Origin of the sequence: Leisingera sp. (assembly GCF_034669605.1) — a bacterium.
Lineage (GTDB): Bacteria > Pseudomonadota > Alphaproteobacteria > Rhodobacterales > Rhodobacteraceae > Leisingera.
The window spans coordinates 35,536-57,330 of the sequence record NZ_JAXMOX010000002.1 but is presented as its reverse complement, the minus strand read 5'-3'; the positions used below and the strand labels follow the sequence as shown (position 1 = coordinate 57,330).

The window sequence follows — 21,795 nt, the reverse complement described above, 5'->3', positions numbered from 1 at the left end:
AGCAGGATCAGCCGGGCCGGGCCGCCTGCGCGCACCCCCGCCATCAGCAGCGCGCCGATGCCGCCCACCGATGCCGCCTCGGTCGGCGTGGCGATGCCGCCCAGGATGGCGCCAAGCACCGCAAAGATCAGCAGGATCGGCGGCACCACCGCGCGCACCACCTGGCCGCGGCTGGGCCGTGCCATCCCGGCCGGAGCCGAGGGCATGTCCTGCGGGCGCAAGAAGCCGCGGACCAGGATATACAGCAGATACAGCAGTACCAGCACCAGCCCGGGGATAAGGGCGGCGGCAAAGAACTGCCCCACCGACAGCGCCTCGACCGAGAATTTGCCCTGCTCATACTGCGCTTGCTGAAAGGCGTTCGACATCACGTCGGCGAGGATAATCAGCAGCGTCGAGGGCGGGATGATCTGCCCCAGCGTGCCGGCCGTGCAGACGATGCCCGAGGCGACCCGTGGGTCATAGCCTGCCCGCAGCATGGCGGGCAGGGCGATCATGCCCATCGCCACAACCGTGGCGCCGACAATGCCGGTCGAGGCCGCCAGCAGCGCCCCTACCAGCACCACCGAGATGCCCAAGCCCCCCTTGAGCTGGCCGAACAGCCGCCCCATAGTGTCCAGAAGCTCTTCGGCGATGCGGCTTTTCTCCAGGATCGCGCCCATCAGCACGAACAGCGGAATGGCGATCAGCACCTGGTTGCTGAGCAGGCCGAAGGCGCGCTGGCCGAGCGCGCCCAGCAGGGTGACATCCATCACTCCCAGAACCCAGCCGAGATAGGCAAACAGGATGGCGATGCCCGCGATCGAGAAGGCCACCGGAAACCCCATGAGGATCGCTGCCATCAGGGCCGCGAACATGATCAGGTCAAGATATTCGGTCATTGGGGGGCTCGCTCCGAAAACAGGCGGATCAGAAGGGAAACAGATTGCAGCATGACCAGCACGCAGAAGGCGGGGATCAGCGATTTCAGCAGGAACACGGCTTCGATGCCGCCAACGGCAATCGGGCCCTCTAAGATGGCCCAGGAATTGCGCACCGAGGGCCAGGACCAATAGATCAGCGCTGCCATCGACGGCAGCAGCAGGAACAGGTGGCCGAAAATGTCGATGCGCCGTTTCGTGCGCGCCGCCGCCGCCGCATAGAACACGTCGACGCGGACGTGCTTGTCTACCAGCAGCGTGTAACCCGCGGCCAGCATGAACAGGGTGGAATGCATGTACAGCACGCTTTCCTGAGCGGCGATCGAATTCACCCCGAAAACATAGCGCCCGACCACAATGGCAAACTGCACCAGCACCATGATCAGCGCCAGCCAGCGTATCACATGCGCCAGCCCCTGGTTGATGACGTCCAGCGTATCCGCAACCCGTAACATGCTGCTCTCTCCCCATCAAAAAGCCGGCGCCTGGTTTCCTCAGGCGCCGGCAGGTGTTTTGCAGATCAGTAGCCCATCACCGAGGCGCGGGCATTCATCTGGCCATTGTCGGCGTAGGTCATGTAACCGCCGACGCTGTCGCGGTAGGCGATGAAGCTTTCGGTGATGCGGCGGACCAGTTCGTCTTCATCTTCCTGCAGCTCGGCAAGCACTTCCTTGGCGGCGGTGCCCATGGCGGTGATAACGTCTTCGGGGAACATCTTCACTTGCACCCCATGCTCGTCGACCATCGTCTTCAACGCCAGCGCGTGCTTTGTGGTGTATTCGGTCCACACCGGGTTGTAGAGGCTTTCGCAGGCCATCGTCACCACCTGCTGCAGATCTTCTGGAAGCTCAGCAAACACGGCGGCGTTGACACCGCACTCCTCGGCCGAGGATGGTTCGCCCACGCCGGGCCAGTAGTAATTCTTAGCCACCTGGTAATATCCCAGCGCGCTGTCGGTCCACGGCCCGATGAATTCGCCCGCGTCCAGCGCCCCGGTCTGCAGCCCTTGGAACATCGCCGGGCCGCTGGTGGCTTCCGCCGCCATGCCCAGTTTCGATGCCATCTCCGATGCCAGACCTGTTGTTCGGAACTTCAGCCCTTTCAGGTCCTCGGCAGAGTTGATCTCGGACTTGAACCAGCCGCCCCACTGCGGCCCGGAATTGCCGCACAGGAAGGGTTTGATGCCGAAACGGCCGTACATCTCGTCATAAAGAGCCTGGCCGCCGCCGTGGTACATCCAGCCGAATTGCTCGTCCGCGCGGAGGCCGAAAGGCTGCGAGCCGAACAGCAGGATACCTTTGGATTTCGACCCCCAATATGCCGGCACGGCGTGGTACAGCTCGGCTGTGCCTTCGGAAACCGCGTCAAACGCACCCCGGCCCGGAACCAGTTCACCGGCGGCAAAAAGCTTTACCTCGATTCTGCCGCCCGAAAGGGTGGTGATCCGGTCGGCCAGCATCTGTGCCGCTACACCGGGGCCAGGCAGGTTTTTCGGCCAGGCGGTAACCATCTTCCATTGCATTTTGCCCTGGGCAATGGCGGGGCTGGCCAGCGTTGCTGCTGCTGCGCCCAATGCGCCGGTTTTCAAAAACGCGCGTCTTTCCATGTTTTCATTCCTCCGTCTGTCGGTGCATCTGCGATGGGCGGATGCCGGCAGCGCAGACTTCGCTATGTTTTGTAGGCGCTTTACATTAATATGTGGATACATATTAATGTCAATCACAGTTGCGCGGATCAATTTCGCCTTTCTGCGCAGACTGCAATATGGAGCGGCGGCAATTGTTTTCCCGTTTGATCTGGGGGAATGAATATTGACGGACAAGCGACGGCATTCCTGGGTAACTATCCGCGATAGCATCCGGGAGATGATTCTGAACTCCACCTACGGGCCGGGAGACAAGCTGCCGCAGGATGAGGAATTCGCCGCCCGATTCGGCTGCGCCCGCTCCACCGTTCACCGGGCAATGCAAGATCTGGCCCAAAACGGGCTGGTGCAGCGGCGCCGCAAGGGCGGCACAACGTTGCAGCGCGATCCTGTGACCCGCACAACCCTAAGTATTCCAATCACAAGGCTTGAGGCCGAGCAGAAAGGCAGCGTGTACCGCTACCAGTTGATCCGACAGTCGAGGCAGCCATTCCACCCGGCCATACTGGCCAATTTCGGCCTGCATGAAGCCCGCCCGATGCTGCGAGTCGAAGCATTGCATCTTGCCGACAGCCGCCCCTATGTCTTCGAAGACTGTTGGATCTGCGTGGAAACCGTGCCGGAGATAAAGGATGTGGACCTGACCCGCGAAAGCGCAAACGAATGGCTTGTCCGCAACCGTCCCTACAGCAGGTGCGATTTACGCCTGTATGCGCGCCGCGGAACCAAACGCGACAGCGAAATACTCCAGAGTGACGTCGGCAATGCGCTGTTTGTCATGGAACGCACAACCTGGATCGGCGACGCTCCGATTACCAGCCTGCGCGCCGTAGCCCACCCGGGTTACCATTTGTTCACTCAGGGTTGACGGGACGTGTATAGCCCGGGAGTGACTGGCCGCTTTGCGGGCGGAATGGAATGAATATACACGGGCTGCATGGGCCCCGTGCAGTGAAGTGAAGCGCTGTCGCCGGGCGCTGGAAACGGGCGCTGGCAAGGGGGTGGCATGACGGAAACTTGGGATGCAGTGGTGGTCGGAGCCGGGCCTGCAGGGCTTATGGCCGCCGAGGAGCTGGGCCGCGCCGGGTACCGCGTGCTGGTGGCCGAGGCCAAGCCGTCGGCGGCCCGCAAGTTCCTGATGGCGGGCAAATCCGGATTGAATCTGACCAAGGACGATCCGTTTGAGCAGTTGATTGCCCGCTATGGAGAGGCCGCAGACTGGCTGATGCCAATGATCCGCCTCTGTGATGCACAGGCCGTTCAGGATTGGGCGCGGGGATTGGGGAGCGAGCTGTTCACCGGCTCAACGGGCCGGGTGTTTCCGGTGGTCATGAAAGCTTCACCGCTGCTGCGCGCCTGGCTTGCACGCCTTGATGGCTTCGGCGCACATGTCCGCACGCGCTGGCGCTGGACTGGCTGGGAGGGCAGCGTGCTTGCTTTTGAAACCCCGGACGGGGCAAAACGGATTGAAGCCAGGGCGGTGGTTCTGGCACTGGGCGGCGCCAGCTGGGCGCGGCTTGGCTCGGACGGGGGCTGGGTACCTCTGCTGCTCGAAAAAGCTGTAGAATTTGCACCGTTCAAACCTGCAAATGCAGGGCTCCTGGTGGATTGGTCCGGTTTCATGGCACTGCAGTTCGGGCAGCCGCTCAAGGGAATCGCATTGCAGGCCGGCCCTGTGTCTTCCCGCGGGGAAGCCGTGATATCGGAGCGCGGGCTGGAAGGCGGTGGGGTCTATTCCGTCTGCGCCGCCGTGCGGGAGGGAGAGACGCTGCGGATGGATTTGCTTCCGGATCTGGACATGGCAGAAATTGTCCGCCGCCTGTCCCGTCCGCGCGGCAAGGCGAGCCATACTAATCATTTGCGAAAGGTGCTGAAGCTGGGAGCTGCCCGGGCAGCAGTACTGCAAGAGTTCGGACGGCCTTTGCCGCAGGATATCCAGGCCCTGGCCCGGTTGATCAAAGCGCTGCCAGTCAATCACGCAGGCCTGCGGCCGATGGACGAAGCGATTTCCACCGCTGGCGGCGTATGCCGGGATGCGCTGGACGAGGGGTTGATGCTGAAACAGATCCCCGGCACGTTCTGCGCCGGGGAAATGCTGGATTGGGAAGCGCCGACAGGCGGCTACCTGCTGACCGCCTGCCTGGCAACCGGGCGCTGGGCCGGGCGGGCTGCCGCAGCTTACTTGGCGAGCGCCGCAACCCGCTGATAAGCCTCGCGGTCCCGCATCCGCTTGCCGTAGTCCTGCAGCTTTTCGCCTTCGACAGGGAATTTCGCGCTGCGGGCCCAGTTCAGACAGTGGGTGCAGATGATATCCGCGATGGTGAACTCCTCTCCCATCAGGAAGGGGCCGGCCATCTTGCCTTCGAGCCGCGCCAGATTGTGGGAAAATTCCCATTTCAGGCTGCCTTTCACTTCCGGCACCCGCTGTTCCTCAGGCAGGATGAAGCTGTGGCGGGCTGCGGCCCAGAGCACGGCATCGACTTCGTCCAGCAATAAATGGGTGATGGCGTCCTGCTTGGCGCGGGCCACGGTGCCGGCGGGGGCGGTCAGCGCGCCATGCTTGTCGGCCAGGTAAGTGAGGATGGCGGTCGAATCGGTGATGGTTTCCCCATCCGCCTGCAGCACCGGCACCTTGCCCGAAATATTCAGCGCCTGAACTTCCGGGCTGCGCGGCCCGTGCTGTTTCAGTTCGTAAGGTTCCCCAAGCTCTTCAAGCGCCCAAAGCACCCGGAAGGTGCGGGTGAGCGGGATGCCGGTGACGGTATACATCGTCTCTCTCCTGTTGTGCCCTGCTAAGATGGGCAGCCCGGGGGAGCGGATCAAGCCGAGGGGCTGTGATGATCAGCGCGCACGGCCCAGCATGGCAAGCCGGATCAGGGCGCGCTCCATCAGCGCCAGCGCCGGGGCGGTCTGACCTGCAGAGCGCAGTGCCAGGTCTGTGTCGGTAATGATCGTCAGCGCGGTTTCCAGCCGGTTCGCGCCCCAGTTCTGCGCTTGGCGCAGCATCCGGTCGCGGCGCTTGCCATATAGCGGCGGGCGCAGCTGGCCGATGCCCTGGGCCGGGCCGCCGGGGGCGGCGGCAATGGTGTAAAGCGTGCGGAAATGGCGGGTGGCGCCGATGCAAAGCGTCACGGCATTGGTGCCTTGGGCTTGCAGGCGGCGGATCAGCGGGCCGATTTCGGCGCTGCGGGCCTCGGCCACCACATTCAGAACGTCGTCCAGCGCGGCCTCGGTCGATTGCGGGGCAACGGCGCTGATGTCGTCCAGTGACAGCGGGCTGCTGTCGCCGTGCTTATATAGCGCCAGCTTTTCGATCATGCGGGAGAAATCGCCGGGACCGGTATCATTGGCGATATCCGTCAGCGCCGACATGCTGTCACCCGGGACCTCGCGGATACCGGCCTCAGTCAGGATCCGCTCGATCTCGGCGCGCGAGGGCGGGTCGTCGTAGATGCCCACAGCATAAGCATTTTTGTGGCTTTCAAACGCTTTGCGCAGTTTGGACGTTGCTTTGAGCGGTCCAGCCGTAACCACGATCTGCGCGTCGCCGGGCTGCCATTCCTCCAGTGCGGCCGCTATAGCAGGGGTCGCGGTGTCATTGGCACCCTCGACAAAAACCGCCCGGACGCCGGGGAAAAAACCGACCGCCTTCACCGCATCCAGCAGCTGCGCCGGGTCTTTGCGCAGGTCACTGCCGGGCATCCGGTTCAGCCTCATTTCCTCTTCGGCGCCGGGGCCAAGCAGGGCAGCTAGAACCTGCTGCCGTTTCAGCGACACGCGCATCGCATCGGCACCATAGATCAGAATACCGGTTTTGCCCGGATCGGGCTTGGCAAAATAGCCGTCAGCTTCACGCGGGGAGAGCTTCATTCCGCAGGCGCGGAAAGATCCGCGGTTGCCAGGATCTGCGCGGTGATTTGGTCGGCCAGGATCACCATCAGCCGCTCATGCGCGTCGCGCTCGCCTGCCAGCGTCTCCACGGTCGAACCAGTCGCGGAATAGCCAGTGAAGTTTCGTACCGTTCCGCTGGATGCCACGTTGCCGTCCGACAGGCGGGTAAGCGAATAGCCTGCACTTCCGATCACCGAATAACGGGTGATCTCATTGCCTGCAGTAATCGCCTGGCCTTCTTCCTGGGTGCTCAGCGTCAGGTCCAGCTTATAGGCGGTGCTGCCGCCGCGGCCCAGGCGCTGCTCCAGGTTCCGCACCAGGAAATAGGCGTCCGTGCCGCTGGCCGCCTTGATCTCCTCCGGTGCTTGCACCGCGATCCGGCCGTAAAGAGCTGCCCCGGTGCCGCCAGGAGCATGCACCGGGGTAAAGCCGCAGGCCGCCGCCACCAGGGGCAGGGCCAGCAGCAGGGTTCGACAGTTAAGCAACGACATTCACAATCCGGCCCGGCACAACGATCACCTTTTTCGGGGCGGCGCCATTCAGCGCCTTCTGCACAGTTTCATGGGCCAGAGCGCGTTTTTCAACCTCTGCCTTGTCCAGATCCTTGGCAACTTCGATCTCACCGCGGCGCTTGCCGTTGATCTGGATCGGCAGGGTGACAGTGTCCTCGACCAGCATCGCCTCATCGGCAACCGGCCAGGGCGCCGTAGCCACCAGACCCTCGCCGCCCTGATGACTCCAGATGTCCTCTGCCAGGTGCGGGGTCATCGGCGACATCAGCTGCGCCAGCGTCATGATTGCCTGCTTTTGCACCTTGGCGCCGGCCTTGGATTTGGCAAGCGTGTTGGTAAAGGCATAGAGCTTGGCGATTGCAGCGTTGAATCCAAAGGAGTCCACGCCAAGGGTCACATCGCGGATCGCCTTGTGCATCTCGCGCAGCAGATCCTCGTCGCCCTGACCTGTGGTTTCGGGGTCCATGGCGGCGATCTTGTCGCAGAGGTTCCAGACGCGGTTCAGGTGCTTGTAGGCGGCTTCCGCACCGGAGGCGGTCCATTCCACGTCACGTTCGGGCGGCGAATCGGACAGCACGAACCAGCGTGCGGTATCGGCGCCAAAGGACGAAATGATGTGCAGCGGGTCCACCACGTTGTTTTTGGACTTGGACATCTTGGCCGAGGGGATGATCTCCACCTCGGTGCCGTCCTTCAGGAAGCCCTTGCCGTCGCGCAGTTCCACTTCCTCGGGGTAGTGGTAGACAGGGCGATGGTTGCCGCCGGTAGTCTTGTAAATTGCGTGGGTCACCATGCCCTGGGTGAACAGCGCATCAAACGGCTCGATGGATTTTTCCGGCAGGTGGCCGCAGATCTGCATCGCGCGGGCAAAAAAGCGCGAGTACAGCAGGTGCAGAATCGCATGCTCGATGCCGCCAATATACTGGTCGACGTTCATCCAGTATTCGGCCTCGGCCATGTCGGTCGGGGTTTCGGCGCGGGGCGCGGTGAAACGGGCGAAATACCAGGACGAATCGACGAAGGTATCCATGGTGTCGGTTTCACGCAGGGCCGGTTTGCCGCAGGAAGGGCAAGCACAATCGCGCCAGGAAGGGTGGCGGTCCAGCGGGTTGCCCGGCACCGAGAAGTCGATTGCTTTGCCGTCCTCGTCATAAGGCAGGGCAATCGGCAGGTTTTCTTTCTTCTCCGGCACCACGCCGCAGTCTTCGCAGTGAACCACAGGGATAGGGCAGCCCCAATAGCGCTGACGGCTGAGGCCCCAGTCGCGCAAACGGTATTTGGTGACGCCCTGGCCCCAGCCGGCCTTTTCCGCAAAATCGACGGTGGTGTTTATTGCATCCTCGCCAGTGGCCCCGGTCAGCCCGGCAAAATGATCGACCCAGCGGACCTTTTCTGTTTTCGGTGGCACCAGTGCCTCATTCACAACCGGCGTGTCATCGTCCAGCGCAAAGAAGGCATTGGTGACCGGCAGATCATACTTGCGGCAGAAGTCGAGGTCGCGCTGGTCATGCGCCGGGCAGGCAAAGATCGCGCCGGTGCCGTAGTCCATCAGGATGAAGTTGGCGATCCAGACCGGCAGTTCCCAGTCGGGGTTCAGCGGGTGCTTCACGCGGATACCGGTGTCATAGCCCAGCTTCTCGGCCGTCTCGATGGCTTCCTCGGTAGTGCCGCCCTTGCGGCACTCGGCAACAAATGCTGCGACCTCTTCCGATTCGGCTTCCAGTGCTTTGGCAATCGGGTGGTCGGGCGAGATGCCGACAAAAGACGCGCCCATCAGCGTATCGGGGCGGGTGGTGTAGACCTCGATCGGCTCACCGTTATCGGTGCGTTCAAACGAGAACTGCAGGCCGCGGGACTTGCCGATCCAGTTCTCCTGCATCAGCCGCACCTTGGCGGGCCAGTTTTCCAGATCGTCCAGCGACGCCAGCAACTCTTCCGAGAAATCGGAGATCTTGAAGAACCATTGGGTCAGCTCGCGCCGTTCCACCAGCGCCCCGGAACGCCATCCGCGGCCGTTTTCGACCTGCTCATTGGCCAGCACGGTCATGTCGATGGGGTCCCAGTTGACCACGGCGTTTTTGCGGTAGACCAGACCTTTTTCCAGGAAATCAAGGAACAGCGCCTGCTGCTGGCCGTAATACTCCGGGTCGCAAGTGGCGAACATCCGGCTCCAGTCCAGCGACAGACCCAGCGGTTTCATCTGTTCGACCATGGTGTCGATGTTGGAATAAGTCCAATCCTTGGGGTGGCCGCCGCTCGCCATCGCGGCGTTTTCAGCCGGCATGCCAAAGGCGTCGAACCCCATCGGGTGCAGCACGTTGTGGCCGGTCGACAGCTTGTAACGCGCGATCACGTCGCCCATGGTGTAGTTGCGCACATGGCCCATGTGCAGCTTGCCCGACGGATAGGGGAACATCTCCAGCACATAATACTTCGGCTTGCCGCCGGTACGCTTGGCCTGAAAGATCCCGGCCTTGTCCCAGGCTTCCTGCCATTTTGCTTCGATTTCCGTGGCGGAGTAACGCGACATCAGAGCGGTCCTTTGCATAAAAACGCCGGGCAAGTGGCCCGGCGCTTCTGATAATGGGGTTTGGCTGGTGTTTCCAGAGCGCAGCGGATCAGAGTTTTTTGTCTGCGATCCGCAGCTGCCGGGCGCGGGACAGAATCGCGTCCTCGACCGCTCGGGAGGTGCTGGCGCTGACCGGGCCGCCCTTGGACTGCAGCGCAACATTCAGGGACCGTGCGTCCAGTGCAGGATCCTTTATATGCACAGTGGCCCGGTAGCTGCGGCCGCCGCCAGGCGGGGTGCCATAGCCGGTGACGATAACTCCGGTGAATGGATCGACCGATTGCACCGGCAGGAAGCTCAGAATATCCAGGCTGGCAGTCCAGAGATAGCGGTTGACCTGCACGGTCTGGTCCGGCTTTGCATTCAAGAAATCAAAGACCGAGGACTTGGTCGCGGCGCCCTGGATTTCTTCTTTATGGCTGATTGTCCGCGCCGTGCTCGCCGGCGGTTTTCCGCCCTTGTTACCACCGCCGCAGGCCGCAAGGCCAAGGCAGATCGCGCCGATCACTGTTACCCGCAGGGTCTTTCCGTATTTCATAACCGCTCCCGGAGCCATTTTCTGCGCGAACACCTAACGCAAGCCGCGCCGGCGGAGCAAGGCCTTAGCGTCTATAGGGCTGCTCCATGTGCGTTTCCGGGGAATTCAGGACCTGGAAGGGGTGAAGGTTCGTCAGGACGGGCGCCGCAGAAGCGGGACTGTGGCAAAGCTGCACCATCCCGCGGCACATCGTTTCGCCTGACTTTCCCAACACTTGCCAAAACGGGGGTGAAAGAGCGAAACCCCTTGGCATACCCACGCCGGATTCCCCGGTTTGGGCTGTGGAATTGAAAACCGAGGGAAAAACATGAAAAAGGTTCTCTTCGCGACTACCGCGCTGATCGCCACCGCAGGCATGGCCGCGGCAGAAGTCAAAATCTCCGGCTACGGCCGTTTTGGTCTGGACTGGAATGAAGCCAACGAAACCAATCCGGGTGTTTCCGAAACCAACATCACCAGCCGTTTCCGTCTGACCTTTGACGTGTCGACCGAAACCGATGGTGGCGTGACCGTTGGCGGCCGTATCCGTGCTCAGGCTCGCAGCCGTGACGGTGTTGCGGGCACGGCCGGCTTCTCCGCGCCGCAGTTCCACGTCGCATACGGCGGCCTGCGTGTGAACGTTGGTAACATCTGGGGCGCGATCGACTCCGCACCGGGTCTGTACATCAACACTACCTCGGTTGGCACCGGCATCGACGGCATGGGCTTCAACTCCCTGGCCATCGGCAACGGCTTTGACTGGGATACCTTCACCTCTGCGGGCGCTGGCCGTAACGGTCTGGAAGCCATCTACTCCGCTGGCGGTTTCTCCGGTCACATCTCGTACTCGCAGTCCAATGGCGGCGCTGTCCCCGGTTCCGCGAACGGTCTGGAGCGCACCGCAGTTGCTCTGAGCTACTCGTTCGGTGACTATTTCGTGACCGGTGCTTACCAGTCCGAAGACAATGGCCGCGTTATCGTCAAAAACGGCGCAACCCTCAGCGCGGGCGATGACCTTTTCCTCTTTGCTGCGGGCGCAGACTTTGGCCAGTTCGGCGCGACTCTGTCGTACGGTCAGACCGAAGAAGCTGACGCTGTGACCCTGGCTGGTGAAGCTGAAATCGGCGCAGCGTCGACCATCGTCGCATGGGTGAACTCCACCGACATCGACACCGGTGTGACTGCGGCAACCCAGACTCGTCTCGATGGCACCGCCTTCGGCATCAACTACGAGTATGACCTGGGCGGCGGCGTGACTTTTGTTGCTGGCTATGTGAACACCGCAGCTGCCACCAACGAAAACTCGGTTCAGGCAGGTCTGCACTTCAGCTTCTAAGCTGAAGCGCGCCTAGCGTGAATTCGGGGCGGGTTCCTTCGGGGGCCCGCCCTTTTCTTTTGGCTCTTAACATTTACCGGCAAACAGTGTTTTTTGCGGCCGAACAGATGTGAGGCCTAATCCATGCCGCTTGAAGAGATCAAATCCCGAATCGCCAAAGCTGAAGACCAGGCCGGCCGCGTGCCGGGCTGCGTGCAATTGATTGCTGTTTCCAAGGTGCAGCCGGACAAACGGGTCGAGGCCGTTCTGCAGCAGGGCCATCGCTGTTTCGGTGAAAACAAGGTGCAGGAGGCCGCTGGAAAATGGCCTGGATTCGCCGAGCGGTTTGACGGTATCGATTTGCATTTGATCGGCCCGCTGCAGACCAACAAGGCGCGCCAGGCGATGGAGTTGTTTGACAGCATCCATTCAGTCGACCGGCCCAAGCTGGCCAGCACGCTGGCCCGGCTGGCGCAGGAATTGGGCAAGTGCCCGGAATTGTTCATTCAGGTGAATACTGGCGAGGAGCAGCAAAAAGCAGGCGTGATGCCGTCCGATGCAGATGCTTTCATCGCAGACTGCCGCCAGCTTGATCTGCCGCTCAAAGGGCTGATGTGCATCCCGCCGGTGGAGGAGGAAGCCAGCCTGCATTTCGCGCTGCTGGCCAAGATTGCCGAGCGCAACGGCCTGAAGGGACTATCAATGGGAATGAGCGGCGATTTCGAGAAAGCCATTGCGCTTGGCGCCACCCATGTTCGCGTCGGATCTGCCATTTTCGGCGCCCGGACCTACCAGGGCGGATAAGTATTCGGAAATCTTTGGTCAGGACTTTTCTACAAGTGTTCGCCGCGTCAGGCCTGCGCCAGAGGTGGTACAATGATCCGGGTTCCAGGTTGAACCCGGTCAGCAAGCCAATGAAGATCAGCGCGCGAGAAAGCGATGCAGCCTTCCGTGGGGTATCCAGGGCGGCGCCATTGGTGAATGAAGATTGCAGAACCGCTTCCCGGAGATGCGGATGGCCAGTTCCAATCGGTGACCAAAACCAGATCATACAGCGGATCGCTGCGCCGCAGCCTTTCGTGGCTGAACGGATAGGGCGCCCGCACATGGCGATTGTAATTTGCATCCCCCGAATCATCCGACCACAAGTCCTGCGGCCCAATAGGCTTGGCCCAGAAGGCCGGGCGGGGCAGCCTGTCAGGGCGGTAAAGCATCCCCGCAACGCGGTGCACTCCGACGGGGGTCGCACCATCCCCTTCGCGTTTGTTCCGGGACAGTCCGCCTTTGCCGATTGTGCAAGGCAGCACCCGTCCCAGGAAACGCATCCCGCGGGGCGTCAGGACCAGATCGGCGGGTGATGTCACAGCATGTGCCCGGATTTCCGGGCCTTGGTGGCCAGGTAATGCTGGTTGTGGGCGTTTTCACCTACCTTCAACGCCACCCGTTCCGCGACGTGCACGCCGGTTTTCTCCATCATCGCGATCTTGTTCGGATTGTTGGTCAGCAGCCGCACCTGGGCAAAGCCCATCTTCTTCAGAATGGCGGCTCCCAGACGAAAATCGCGTTCGTCATCCTCGAACCCAAGCCTGTGGTTGGCCTCCACCGTGTCAAAGCCCTGGTCCTGCAGGGAATAGGCCCGCATCTTGTTGGCGAGGCCGATGCCGCGGCCTTCCTGGTTAAGGTACAGAAGCACGCCTGCGCCTTCCTCGCCCATCTGGGCCAGCGCACCGCGCAGCTGCGGGCCGCAATCGCATTTGAGCGAGCCCAGCACGTCGCCGGTAAAACAGGCGGAATGCAGCCGCGCCAGAACCGGTCTGGAGCGGTCGGGGCGGCCGATTTCCACCGCGTAATGCTCCTCGGCGCCGTCCTCGGGCCGAAAGATGTGCAGCCGCCCGGCTTCGGCGGCGTCCATCGGCAGGCGCGCCGCAGCAACAGGGTGCAAGGGCGAGCTTTCGCTGAGCAGCGGAGCCGCGGCTGTCCGCGAAATGACAGTCAGCCCATGGTTCGCGGCAAAGGCGGCTGCACCCTGTACCGGCACCAGTGCTGCGGCCGGCAGCAGGCGGGCTGATTTCACCAGCGCAATCGCCAGCCGGTGCAGGTCTGCGCTGCCGCCGCGCTGGCTTGCCAGCGGGCCCTTCATCGGTGTGTTCAGATCATCTGCCGGATCCGCCAGCGCCTGGATCCAGTCCAGGCCTTCGGATTCAGGCACGGTTACGCGGGCAACGTCTTCATCATAGACGCGGGCTTTAAGTGTTTCCGCCCTGCGCGCCGTCACCGCCAGTGACAGGTCTCCCAATGTGCGCATGGAATCCAGGCGGGCACTTGTCAGCGTCTCGACCGCTATGGCCAGAGCGGCGTCATCGCCGCAGGTCAGGACCACCGGCAGGCCCATGCGCAAATCGACCCGGGCGCGGGCCAGCAATTCGATCATAGTGGGCATCAGGCTCATTCGGGGTTCCGGTGTTATTTTGTAACAAAGGCTCGCTGTCTTTACGCCCAAATGCAACGGATGTGAAACAATTTCCCTGCCATGGACACGTCGGCGTGAGAGTATTGCAGCAAATCTTGCCGAGGGCGCAAGGGATGCGCATGTGTGGTCATGTGAACAGGAGGGCGAGCCGATGGCGCAACTGAAAAAAATTCTGCTGGTTGATGATGATGAAGACCTGCGAGAGGCCTTGAGCGAGCAGCTGGTGATGACCGAGGACTTCGATGTATTCGAGGCTGAAAACGGTCAGGGCGCGATGGAGCGGGCCAAGGAAGCCCTGTATGATCTGATTATCCTGGATGTCGGCCTGCCGGACACCGACGGGCGCGAGCTGTGCCGCCTGATGCGCAAGCAGGGGGTGAAGGCGCCGGTGCTGATGCTGACCGGTCACGACAGCGATGCAGACACCATCCTGGGTCTGGATGCCGGCGCCAATGACTATGTCTCCAAACCCTTCAAGTTCCCGGTTCTGCTGGCACGGATCCGCGCTCAGCTGCGCCAGCACGAACAATCTGAGGACGCGGTCTTTGCGTTGGGGCCGTATACCTTCAAACCGTCGATGAAGCTTTTGATCGCCGAGGATGAACGCAAGATCCGGTTGACCGAGAAAGAAACCAACATCCTCAAGTTTCTCTATCGCTCCAGCGATGGAGTGGTGCCGCGTGATGTGCTGCTGCATGAGGTGTGGGGATACAATGCGGGCGTCACAACGCATACGCTGGAAACCCATATCTATCGTCTGCGGCAGAAAATTGAGCCTGATCCGTCGAATGCGCGGCTGTTGGTGACGGAATCCGGGGGCTACCGGCTGGTCGCCTGATGTATTCTGCGTTAAGTCAGACCAAAGAAGACTCTTTGGTTCATCTTTGAATCAGGCCCTATCCCGCGCATATCCGGGTCACGATATGCACCTCCCTGTTGGACTTGGCCGGGCATGACGCCCGGCCTTTTTTGTCTGGGTTGTTTGCATCCGCTGAACATTTCCACTCTGGTCCTTCCCTGCCCGGACAGGCAGTATCGCGCGCGAACCCGGATTTCATCATGAGGCGCGCGATGCCATTTACTCTTGCCACCTGGAATATCAATTCGGTCCGCCTGCGCGAACCGATTGTGCAGAAGCTGTTGCAGGAGGAGGGGCCGGATGTGCTCTGCCTGCAGGAGTGCAAAAGCCCGGTGGAGAAGATTCCGTTGGAAGGCTTTGCGGCTTTGGGCTACGGCCATGTGGTTGCGCGCGGCCAGAAGGGGTACAACGGGGTGGCGATCCTGTCGCGCCTGCCGATCGAGGATGCAGGGGATCAGGATTTCGCAGGTCTTGGCCATGCCCGCCATGTGGCCGGGCGGCTGGAGAACGGAGTGGTGATCCACAATTTCTACGTACCGGCGGGCGGTGATGTGCCGGACCGGGAAAAGAATGTGAAATTCGGCCAGAAACTTGATTACCTTACGGAAATGCGCGACTGGTTCCAGTCGGATAAACCGGAAAAGTCCATTCTGGTCGGCGACCTTAATATCGCCCCCCGCGAGGATGATGTCTGGGACCACAAGAAGCTGCTGAAGGTCGTCAGCCATACGCCCGTCGAGGTGGAGCATTTCGCACAAGTGATGGACGCGGGCGGATGGTCCGATGTGACCCGGAACGATGTTCCCGATGGCCGCCTGTACAGCTGGTGGAGCTACCGGGCCAGGGATTGGGATGCTGCCGACAAGGGACGCCGTCTCGATCACGTCTGGGCGACGCCGGACATCAAGAACGCGGCCCACTCCAGCCGTATCCTGCGGGCTGCCCGCGGCTGGGAAAAGCCCAGCGACCATGCGCCGGTGTTTGCGACCTTCGATCTGTGACCGCAGCCCCGCACCCCAGCCAACGACCAGATGGCGGTTGTCACCAGAGGCGCAACCGTCATTATTATCGCTACGCTTCACGGGCTCGAGTGCCGCGCCCAGGCGGCGCCATCCATGCGCATCATCTTTCCGGATAACGCGATGGGATCGAACCTGCGGCTGGCGACCTGTAACTCCTCTCTTGGTTTCCGGCGCTTAGGATTCCATATAGGGGGCAAGTTCCAAGCGGAGAACAATCTGATGACCGAAATTCTTGGCAGCACCGCACCGGCGGGTGATCTGATCAAAGACGTGACCGAAGCCACTTTTATGCAGGACGTTGTCGAAGCGTCGATGCAGGCGCCGGTGATCGTGGACTTCTGGGCGCCCTGGTGCGGCCCGTGCAAGACCCTGGGCCCGATGCTGGAGGCGGCCGTTACCAAGGCCAAGGGCGCGGCCACCATGGCCAAGATCAACGTGGACGAAAACCAGCGCCTGGCGCAAGCACTGGCGCAACAGGGGCTGCCGCTGCAGTCGATCCCCACAGTGGTCGCCTTTGTGGAAGGGCGCCCGGTCGACATGTTCCAGGGCGCTCTGCCAGCATCAGAGATCGAAGCTTTTGTGAAAAAGGCCATCGAAGCCGGAGGCGGATCAGCCGACGGCGGTCTGGCCGAGGCGTTTGAAGCGGCCGAACAGATGCTGGCTGAAGGCGCCGTGGCGGATGCCGCCCAGACCTTTGCCGCGATTCTGGGGGAAGATGACAAAAGTGCTGCTGCTTACGGCGGTTTGGCACGCGCGCATATCGCGCTCGGCGATCTGGATCAGGCAGAGGCCGTTCTGAACGGCGCTCCCGCCGAAATCGCGGAGGCAGCAGAGATCGAAGCAGCCCATGCGCAGATCGCCCTGGCGCGGCAGGCAGAGAACGCAGGCCCGGTGGGGGAACTGAGCGCTGCGGTGGCCGCCAGCCCGGATGACCTGCAGGCGCGGTTCGACCTGGCGCAGGCGCTGCACGCAGCAGGAGACGCGGAAGCTGCAGTGGACGAACTTCTGGAACTTTTCCGCCGTGACCGCGAGTGGAACGACGGCGCCGCCAAGGCGCAGCTCTTCACCATCTTCGATGCGCTCAAACCCAACGACCCGGTGGTTCTCAACGGGCGGCGGAAACTTAGCTCGATGATATTTGCCTAAGACCGGGGCAGCACTACACTCTGTCCCATGATCCAGCCTGCTGATCTGCCGGACACGATTGCCGTGTTTCCATTGCCCGGGGCACTTTTGCTGCCCCGGTCGCGCTTGCCGCTGCACATCTTCGAGCCCCGCTACCTGCAGATGCTCGAAGACACTCTCAAAACGCCGCAGCGGCTGATTGGCATGGTGCAGCCCTGTCCGGGTCCGCAAGGGACGGGGGAAGAACTGCACGCGATCGGATGTGCCGGACGCGTCACGCAGTTTTCCGAGACGGAAGACGGAAGATACCTGGTCACGCTTTCAGGCGTGTCCCGGTTCCGGATTACCCGCGAAGCCAACGGATTTACCCCCTATCAGCGTTGCGATGTCAGCTGGACGGGATTTGACCGGGACCTTGGCCGCTCCGAGGCGGATGATACCCTTGACCGGCCCTCCTTCCTGGATCTGCTGGAGCGTTTCTTTTCTGCCCGGAGCCTGTCGACTGATTGGGAAGCATTGAAAGATGCGGACGACGAGCTGCTGATCAATTCCCTGGCGATGCTTCTGGAATTCGACATTGAGGAGAAACAGGCCTTGCTCGAGGCGCCCTGCCTTGCCACAAGGCGGGAAACGCTTGTCACTTTGATCGAATTCGCCCTGCGCGGCGGCTCTCAGGAGGAAACCCTGCAATGACCGAGACACAGGCGCCCGCCTTTGACCGCAGGATGCTGGAAGCATTGGTCTGCCCGCTGACCCAGGCGGTGCTGGAGTATGACGCTCCGGCGCAAGAGCTGATTTCACGCAAGGCCAACCTTGCCTTTCCGATCCGCAATGGGATCCCGGTGATGCTGGTGGACGAGGCCCGCGCGCTGGAGTGACACCGTATTGGTCACCGCCAAGGCAATCAGATTGCCTGCCCCTTCAGCAGCTTGGGCACATCACCGGTCAGGCCCGCAGCCTCGCGCAGGAAATTGCGGCGCAGGCTGGGAAACGCCCCTGCCACTCCCATGCCGATGTCCCGTCCCAGCCGTAGCAGCGGGTTATCGTTGGAAAACAGTCGGTTGAAAACATCCGTGGCCGCGGCCAGCGAGGCGGTGTCGAAGCGGCGCCATTGCTGGTAACGTTCCATCACTAGGGATGAGCCGATATCTTCGCCCCGCCGTGTGGCTTCGGTGATGACTTCCGCCAAGGCGCCGACATCGCGCAAACCCGCATTCAGCCCTTGGCCAGCGATTGGGTGCATCCCATGCGCCGCATCGCCCACCAGCGCCATGCGGTCGCCGATAAAGCTGTTGGCGATGGTCAGGTTCAGCGGGTAAGTGAAACGCTTGCCCGCCAGTGAAATCTCTCCGAGGAAATCACCAAAGCGCGGCCGCAGTGCCTGAATATATTCGGCGCCCTCCAGCGCGTGGATGGCCTTGGCGGTCTCCGTCCGCTCACTCCACACGATGGAGGAGCGGTTGCCCGGCAGCGGCAGGATCGCAAGCGGCCCAGGCGGCATGAAAAACTGATGGGCGATGCCGTGATGCGGTTTTTCGTGGTCGATGGCGCAGACCAGGGCCGTTTGGCCGTAATCCCAGCCGGTGCGCCTGATGCCTGCCCGCTGCGCAGTACCGCTGCGGCGCCCGTCCGAGCCGACCAGAACCTGGCCGCGCAGCTCTCCGCCATCGTCCAGCCTGACAGTTACACCGGTCTGGTCCGGCGTCTGCGCCACCACGGTGCGCCCGGACACCAGGGTGATTCCCGGCGCCTCTTCCATTGCCTGCAGGAAGGCCCGGCGCAGGAAACGGTCTTCAATCATATAGCCCATCGGGCCTTCTTCCAGCTCGGCATGATCGAAATGGATGAAAAACGGAGATGGGCCGTGACCCGCATGACCGTCTGTCACCTTGATCTCCAGCATGGGTTGCGCCTTGTCCCCGGCATGCTGCCAGACGCCGGTCTGCTGGAGCAGCCGCTGCGAAGCCAGCGCCAATGCATAACCGCGCCCGTCAAAGCCCTCGTCAGCAAGCTTGTCCGGGGTCAGCGCGTCGACCACAGTGACGCTGTGACCGGTCTGCGCAAGGGCCAGGGCCAGCGCGGGGCCGTTCAGCCCGCCGCCCACGATCAGGATATCAGACGTGTTTTTCATGCCCCGCAATATGCGCCTGCTGACGGGATTGTCCATCCGCCAAGCACGGGATTGTGCCCGTGTCTTACTGCAGCTACCGTTTGCATCAACTGCATTTGGGGAGACGGGCTGATGCAAGATTGGCTGACAATGACCGCCGCTGATCTGGGGCGGGGGATCAAAGCGGGTGAAATCGGTCCGCTGGCGCTGACCCGCTGTTATCTGGATGCCATTGACGCGCACCCGCTGAAGGACCGGATCTTTACCCAAGTGACCCATGATCGCGCCTTGGCAGAAGCCGAGGCTGCGCAGCAGCGTGCGGATCTGGGCCTGCGGCGGTCGTTGCTGGACGGGGTGCCGCTCAGTTGGAAGGATCTGTTCGACAGCGCAGGCACCGCGACCGAATCCGGGTCGGATCTGCTCAAGGGCCGGGTGCCGGACCAGGATGCAGCAGTCCTGCGCAACGCAACCCTCATGGGGGCGGTCTGCCTGGGCAAGACCCATATGAGCGAACTGGCGTTCTCTGGCCTTGGCTTCAATCCGATCAAGGAAACGCCGCCCTGCGTGAATGATCAGTGTGCTGCACCGGGAGGGTCGTCTTCCGGGGCGGCTGCGTCCGTTGCCTTTGGTCTGGCCGCCGCCGGGATCGGCTCTGATACGGGCGGCTCGGTCCGTATACCGTCTGCCTGGAATGATCTGGTGGGCCTCAAGACCACCTCAGGCCGGATTGCCCAGGAAGGTGTGGTGCCGCTGTGCCTGAAGTTCGACACCATCGGCCCGCTGGCCCGCTCGGTGGAGGATGCCGGGCTGTTGCTGGGGGTGCTGGAGGGAATGGCGGGACCGGATCTGCGCAATCCTGCGCCGCTCAAAGGGCGCCGTTTTGCTGACCTGCAAAACGTGGCGCAGAACGATCTGGATCCGCAAATCGCCGCCGCCCACCGTGCAGCACTGGACAGGCTAAGGCAGGCCGGAGCGGAGATTATGCCGCTGGAAGTGCCGGAGCTTGAGGCGGCGATGGAGCTTAGCCCGATTCTCTACACCACCGAGGCCTACGGCCTGTGGAAAGACGTGATCGAGGCAGCGCCGTACCTGATGTATGCGGAAATCCTTGAACGCTTCCGCTCCGGCGCGCAGTTCAGCGGTTCGGATTATGTCGCGGCATGGGGTAAACTGGAACAATGCCGGATGGCCTGGGATCAAGCGGCGGCCGGGTTTGATGCGGTGCTCAGCCCGGTATCGCCGATCATGCCGCCAAATTTGGACAGGCTGCAAAGCGATCATGACTTCTATGTGCAGTCAAACCTGCTGGCACTGCGCAATACGCGGATCGGCAACCTGATGGGGCTGTGCGCGCTATCTTTGCCCTCCGGCACTCCCAGCTGCGGCCTCCAGGTGCTCGGCCAGCCGGACTGCGAGGAAGCCCTGCTGCGCACCGGGGCCGCGATCGAGATGGCCTTGGCCTGAAAGCCACATTCGGCCCAGCGGGCCACTCACCGGGTGGACGCATCCGCCCGCCACCTGTATCCTGAGGCGCAAACGGGGCGCCAATGATCCTGTGACTGAGGCATTAGATATGGATTTTCCTGAGCGGTTTTCGAACCTGCCGGCCTATGCTTTTCCGCGCTTGAGGGCGCTTTTGGACCATCACACTCCCGGCGGGGATGTGGTGCATATGACCATTGGCGAGCCGAAACATGCGTTTCCGGCCTGGGTCACCGATGTCATCACTGAAAACGCTGCCGGGTTTAACCAGTATCCCAACAACGACGGCACGCCCGAGCTGCGCGGGGCCATCGCGGGCTGGATTGCCCGCCGTTATGGCGTGAGCGCGGACCCGGAGACGCAAGTTATGGCGCTGAACGGGACCCGCGAAGGGCTGTACAATGCCGCCATGGCGCTGTGCCCGGAGCAAAAGAACGGGCAAAGGCCGGTGGTTCTGATCCCGAACCCCTTCTACCAGGTCTATATGGTGGCCACGATTTCGGTGGCGGCAGAGCCGGTGTTTGTGCCCGCAACCGCCGCCACCGGCCATCTGCCGGACTATGAAAACCTGCCTGAAGAGGTGCTGAACCGCACCGCAGCGGCCTATATCTGCTCGCCCGCTAACCCCCAGGGCGCTGTCGCGTCGCGCGGCTACTGGACCCGTCTGATCCAGCTGGCCGAGAAGTACGATTTCCGTATCTTCGCGGATGAATGCTATTCCGAGATTTACCGCGATGAAGCCCCCGTCGGCGCATTGACCGTGGCCCAGGAGCTGGGTGCCGACCCCGAGCGTGTGGTCTTGTTCAACTCCCTGTCTAAACGCTCAAACCTTCCGGGGCTGCGCTCTGGTTTGATTGCCGGCGGCCCCGAAACCATCAAACAGGTCAAACAGCTGCGTGCCTATTCCGGTGCCCCGCTGCCGGCCCCCCTGCAGGCGGCCGCGGCCAAGGTCTGGGCGGATGAGACGCATGTGGTGGAAAACCGCGCGCTATATCAGGAGAAATACAGGATAGCCGATCAGGTCTTTGCCGGCCTCAACGGCTATATGGCGCCCGAAGCGGGCTTCTTCCTTTGGCTTCCGGTAAAGAATGGCGAGCAGGCTGCGCTGAAGCTGTGGCAGGAGACCGGCGTGCGGGTGCTGCCCGGCGCCTATCTGGCGCAGGGTACGCCCGGACAGAACCCCGGCGAAAGCTACATCCGGGTGGCGCTTGTCGCCCCCGCCGAGGACACCCGCAGGGCGCTGAGCACTCTGCGCGGCTGCCTGTACTGAACTTTTGCAGCGCGGCTCCTGGCTGGGGGCCGCGCAGCCAAGACCAATAAACGGACAGGTTCGTGACTTTGCGGGTAACAGCGGGCAC

General features: G+C 62.1%; 22 protein-coding genes. 11 read left to right on the top strand and 11 right to left on the bottom strand.

The annotated features are described in order from the left end of the window. The 3 genes from VOI29_RS00515 to VOI29_RS00505 all read right to left on the bottom strand — a co-directional run. A partial coding sequence (locus VOI29_RS00515) for a TRAP transporter large permease subunit (protein WP_323775506.1) occupies window positions 1-881 on the bottom strand: 881 nt, incomplete at its 3' end. Beyond that, window positions 878-1,375 carry a TRAP transporter small permease subunit gene (locus tag VOI29_RS00510; protein ID WP_323775505.1) on the bottom strand — a complete coding sequence of 166 codons (498 nt, stop codon included), beginning with the start codon at window positions 1,373-1,375 and terminating at the stop codon, window positions 878-880. The genes VOI29_RS00510 and VOI29_RS00515, both read right to left, overlap by 4 nt. 65 nt (window positions 1,376-1,440) lie before the next feature. After that, entirely contained in the window at window positions 1,441-2,526 is a 1,086-nt protein-coding gene (locus tag VOI29_RS00505) for a TRAP transporter substrate-binding protein (RefSeq protein ID WP_323775504.1), read from the bottom strand. A 205-nt stretch (window positions 2,527-2,731) separates the two neighbouring features. Between VOI29_RS00505 and VOI29_RS00500 the strand changes: the two genes are divergently transcribed. Continuing rightward, window positions 2,732-3,433 carry a GntR family transcriptional regulator gene (locus tag VOI29_RS00500; protein WP_323775503.1) on the top strand — a complete coding sequence of 234 codons (702 nt, stop codon included), beginning with the start codon at window positions 2,732-2,734 and terminating at the stop codon, window positions 3,431-3,433. A gap of 138 nt (window positions 3,434-3,571) precedes the next feature. Continuing rightward, a complete protein-coding gene (locus VOI29_RS00495; RefSeq protein WP_323775502.1) occupies window positions 3,572-4,771 on the top strand; it encodes a TIGR03862 family flavoprotein in 1,200 nt (399 codons plus the stop codon). Here the strand turns inward: VOI29_RS00495 and VOI29_RS00490 are convergent. The 5 genes from VOI29_RS00490 to VOI29_RS00470 all read right to left on the bottom strand — a co-directional run bounded on the left by VOI29_RS00490 (window position 4,744) and on the right by VOI29_RS00470 (window position 10,075). Continuing rightward, window positions 4,744-5,334: a glutathione S-transferase family protein gene (locus VOI29_RS00490; protein WP_323775501.1), complete on the bottom strand. Its 591-nt coding sequence runs from the start codon at window positions 5,332-5,334 to the stop codon at window positions 4,744-4,746. The two genes, VOI29_RS00495 and VOI29_RS00490, sit on opposite strands and share 28 nt — an antisense overlap. 72 nt (window positions 5,335-5,406) lie before the next feature. Next, window positions 5,407-6,435: a DNA polymerase III subunit delta gene (holA, locus tag VOI29_RS00485; protein WP_323775500.1), complete on the bottom strand. Its 1,029-nt coding sequence runs from the start codon at window positions 6,433-6,435 to the stop codon at window positions 5,407-5,409. Continuing rightward, window positions 6,432-6,947, bottom strand: coding sequence for an LPS assembly lipoprotein LptE (lptE, locus tag VOI29_RS00480; RefSeq protein WP_323775499.1), 516 nt, complete (start codon window positions 6,945-6,947; stop codon window positions 6,432-6,434). Before lptE ends, holA begins: the two co-directional genes overlap by 4 nt. Continuing rightward, window positions 6,934-9,498 carry a leucine--tRNA ligase gene (gene leuS / locus VOI29_RS00475; protein WP_323775498.1) on the bottom strand — a complete coding sequence of 855 codons (2,565 nt, stop codon included), beginning with the start codon at window positions 9,496-9,498 and terminating at the stop codon, window positions 6,934-6,936. The genes lptE and leuS overlap by 14 nt, the downstream gene beginning before the upstream one ends. A gap of 88 nt (window positions 9,499-9,586) precedes the next feature. Next, window positions 9,587-10,075, bottom strand: a complete 489-nt coding sequence (locus tag VOI29_RS00470) for a DUF3576 domain-containing protein (RefSeq protein WP_323775497.1) — start codon at window positions 10,073-10,075, stop codon at window positions 9,587-9,589. 307 nt (window positions 10,076-10,382) lie between these two features. Here VOI29_RS00470 and VOI29_RS00465 point away from each other — a divergent pair, with 307 nt between their 5' ends. Both VOI29_RS00465 and VOI29_RS00460 read left to right on the top strand, forming a co-directional pair. Further along, on the top strand, window positions 10,383-11,390 hold the full coding sequence (locus VOI29_RS00465) for a porin (RefSeq protein ID WP_323775496.1): 1,008 nt from the start codon (window positions 10,383-10,385) through the stop codon (window positions 11,388-11,390). Window positions 11,391-11,513: 123 nt separating this feature from the next. Then, window positions 11,514-12,173, top strand: a complete 660-nt coding sequence (locus VOI29_RS00460; protein ID WP_323775495.1) for a YggS family pyridoxal phosphate-dependent enzyme — start codon at window positions 11,514-11,516, stop codon at window positions 12,171-12,173. Between the two features lie 47 nt (window positions 12,174-12,220). Here the strand turns inward: VOI29_RS00460 and VOI29_RS00455 are convergent, their stop codons facing one another. Further along, complete coding sequence (locus tag VOI29_RS00455) at window positions 12,221-12,694, bottom strand: L,D-transpeptidase family protein (RefSeq protein ID WP_323775510.1); 474 nt, start codon at window positions 12,692-12,694, stop codon at window positions 12,221-12,223. 35 nt (window positions 12,695-12,729) lie between these two features. Further along, window positions 12,730-13,818, bottom strand: a complete 1,089-nt coding sequence (gene ribA, locus VOI29_RS00450) for a GTP cyclohydrolase II (protein ID WP_323775494.1) — start codon at window positions 13,816-13,818, stop codon at window positions 12,730-12,732. 172 nt (window positions 13,819-13,990) lie between these two features. Here ribA and VOI29_RS00445 point away from each other — a divergent pair, with 172 nt between their 5' ends. The 5 genes from VOI29_RS00445 to VOI29_RS00425 all read left to right on the top strand — a co-directional run bounded on the left by VOI29_RS00445 (window position 13,991) and on the right by VOI29_RS00425 (window position 17,723). Next, entirely contained in the window at window positions 13,991-14,677 is a 687-nt protein-coding gene (locus VOI29_RS00445; RefSeq protein ID WP_323775493.1) for a response regulator transcription factor, read from the top strand. A 233-nt stretch (window positions 14,678-14,910) separates the two neighbouring features. Further along, a complete protein-coding gene (locus tag VOI29_RS00440; RefSeq protein WP_323775492.1) occupies window positions 14,911-15,699 on the top strand; it encodes an exodeoxyribonuclease III in 789 nt (262 codons plus the stop codon). A gap of 240 nt (window positions 15,700-15,939) precedes the next feature. Then, a complete protein-coding gene (locus tag VOI29_RS00435; RefSeq protein ID WP_323775491.1) occupies window positions 15,940-16,866 on the top strand; it encodes a tetratricopeptide repeat protein in 927 nt (308 codons plus the stop codon). 27 nt (window positions 16,867-16,893) lie between these two features. Then, window positions 16,894-17,538, top strand: a complete 645-nt coding sequence (locus VOI29_RS00430; RefSeq protein ID WP_323775490.1) for an LON peptidase substrate-binding domain-containing protein — start codon at window positions 16,894-16,896, stop codon at window positions 17,536-17,538. Continuing rightward, complete coding sequence (locus tag VOI29_RS00425) at window positions 17,535-17,723, top strand: Trm112 family protein (protein ID WP_024091971.1); 189 nt, start codon at window positions 17,535-17,537, stop codon at window positions 17,721-17,723. Before VOI29_RS00430 ends, VOI29_RS00425 begins: the two co-directional genes overlap by 4 nt. A gap of 26 nt (window positions 17,724-17,749) precedes the next feature. Here the strand turns inward: VOI29_RS00425 and VOI29_RS00420 are convergent, their stop codons facing one another. Then, on the bottom strand, window positions 17,750-18,976 hold the full coding sequence (locus tag VOI29_RS00420) for an FAD-dependent monooxygenase (RefSeq protein WP_323775489.1): 1,227 nt from the start codon (window positions 18,974-18,976) through the stop codon (window positions 17,750-17,752). Window positions 18,977-19,087: 111 nt separating this feature from the next. On the opposite strand from VOI29_RS00420, the gene VOI29_RS00415 reads away from it, so the two are divergent. Beyond that, window positions 19,088-20,419, top strand: a complete 1,332-nt coding sequence (locus VOI29_RS00415) for an amidase (protein ID WP_323775488.1) — start codon at window positions 19,088-19,090, stop codon at window positions 20,417-20,419. Between the two features lie 109 nt (window positions 20,420-20,528). After that, window positions 20,529-21,707 carry an aminotransferase class I/II-fold pyridoxal phosphate-dependent enzyme gene (locus VOI29_RS00410; protein WP_323775487.1) on the top strand — a complete coding sequence of 393 codons (1,179 nt, stop codon included), beginning with the start codon at window positions 20,529-20,531 and terminating at the stop codon, window positions 21,705-21,707. The last annotated feature ends 88 nt before the right edge of the window (window positions 21,708-21,795 follow it).

Bases quoted from the DNA above. Each gene is read 5' to 3' on its own strand.
- VOI29_RS00490 (WP_323775501.1), bottom strand. From the start codon at position 5,334: ATGTATACCGTCACCGGCATCCCGCTCACCCGCACCTTCCGGGTGCTT.
- VOI29_RS00510 (WP_323775505.1), bottom strand. From the start codon at position 1,375: ATGTTACGGGTTGCGGATACGCTGGACGTCATCAACCAGGGGCTGGCG.
- VOI29_RS00465 (WP_323775496.1), top strand. From the start codon at position 10,383: ATGAAAAAGGTTCTCTTCGCGACTACCGCGCTGATCGCCACCGCAGGC.
- VOI29_RS00470 (WP_323775497.1), bottom strand. From the start codon at position 10,075: ATGAAATACGGAAAGACCCTGCGGGTAACAGTGATCGGCGCGATCTGC.
- leuS (WP_323775498.1), bottom strand. From the start codon at position 9,498: ATGTCGCGTTACTCCGCCACGGAAATCGAAGCAAAATGGCAGGAAGCC.
- holA (WP_323775500.1), bottom strand. From the start codon at position 6,435: ATGAAGCTCTCCCCGCGTGAAGCTGACGGCTATTTTGCCAAGCCCGAT.
- lptE (WP_323775499.1), bottom strand. From the start codon at position 6,947: ATGTCGTTGCTTAACTGTCGAACCCTGCTGCTGGCCCTGCCCCTGGTG.
- VOI29_RS00455 (WP_323775510.1), bottom strand. From the start codon at position 12,694: ATGCGTTTCCTGGGACGGGTGCTGCCTTGCACAATCGGCAAAGGCGGA.
- VOI29_RS00420 (WP_323775489.1), bottom strand. From the start codon at position 18,976: ATGAAAAACACGTCTGATATCCTGATCGTGGGCGGCGGGCTGAACGGC.
- VOI29_RS00495 (WP_323775502.1), top strand. From the start codon at position 3,572: ATGACGGAAACTTGGGATGCAGTGGTGGTCGGAGCCGGGCCTGCAGGG.
- VOI29_RS00445 (WP_323775493.1), top strand. From the start codon at position 13,991: ATGGCGCAACTGAAAAAAATTCTGCTGGTTGATGATGATGAAGACCTG.
- ribA (WP_323775494.1), bottom strand. From the start codon at position 13,818: ATGAGCCTGATGCCCACTATGATCGAATTGCTGGCCCGCGCCCGGGTC.
- VOI29_RS00460 (WP_323775495.1), top strand. From the start codon at position 11,514: ATGCCGCTTGAAGAGATCAAATCCCGAATCGCCAAAGCTGAAGACCAG.
- VOI29_RS00425 (WP_024091971.1), top strand. From the start codon at position 17,535: ATGACCGAGACACAGGCGCCCGCCTTTGACCGCAGGATGCTGGAAGCA.
- VOI29_RS00435 (WP_323775491.1), top strand. From the start codon at position 15,940: ATGACCGAAATTCTTGGCAGCACCGCACCGGCGGGTGATCTGATCAAA.
- VOI29_RS00430 (WP_323775490.1), top strand. From the start codon at position 16,894: ATGATCCAGCCTGCTGATCTGCCGGACACGATTGCCGTGTTTCCATTG.
- VOI29_RS00410 (WP_323775487.1), top strand. From the start codon at position 20,529: ATGGATTTTCCTGAGCGGTTTTCGAACCTGCCGGCCTATGCTTTTCCG.
- VOI29_RS00505 (WP_323775504.1), bottom strand. From the start codon at position 2,526: ATGGAAAGACGCGCGTTTTTGAAAACCGGCGCATTGGGCGCAGCAGCA.
- VOI29_RS00440 (WP_323775492.1), top strand. From the start codon at position 14,911: ATGCCATTTACTCTTGCCACCTGGAATATCAATTCGGTCCGCCTGCGC.
- VOI29_RS00415 (WP_323775488.1), top strand. From the start codon at position 19,088: ATGCAAGATTGGCTGACAATGACCGCCGCTGATCTGGGGCGGGGGATC.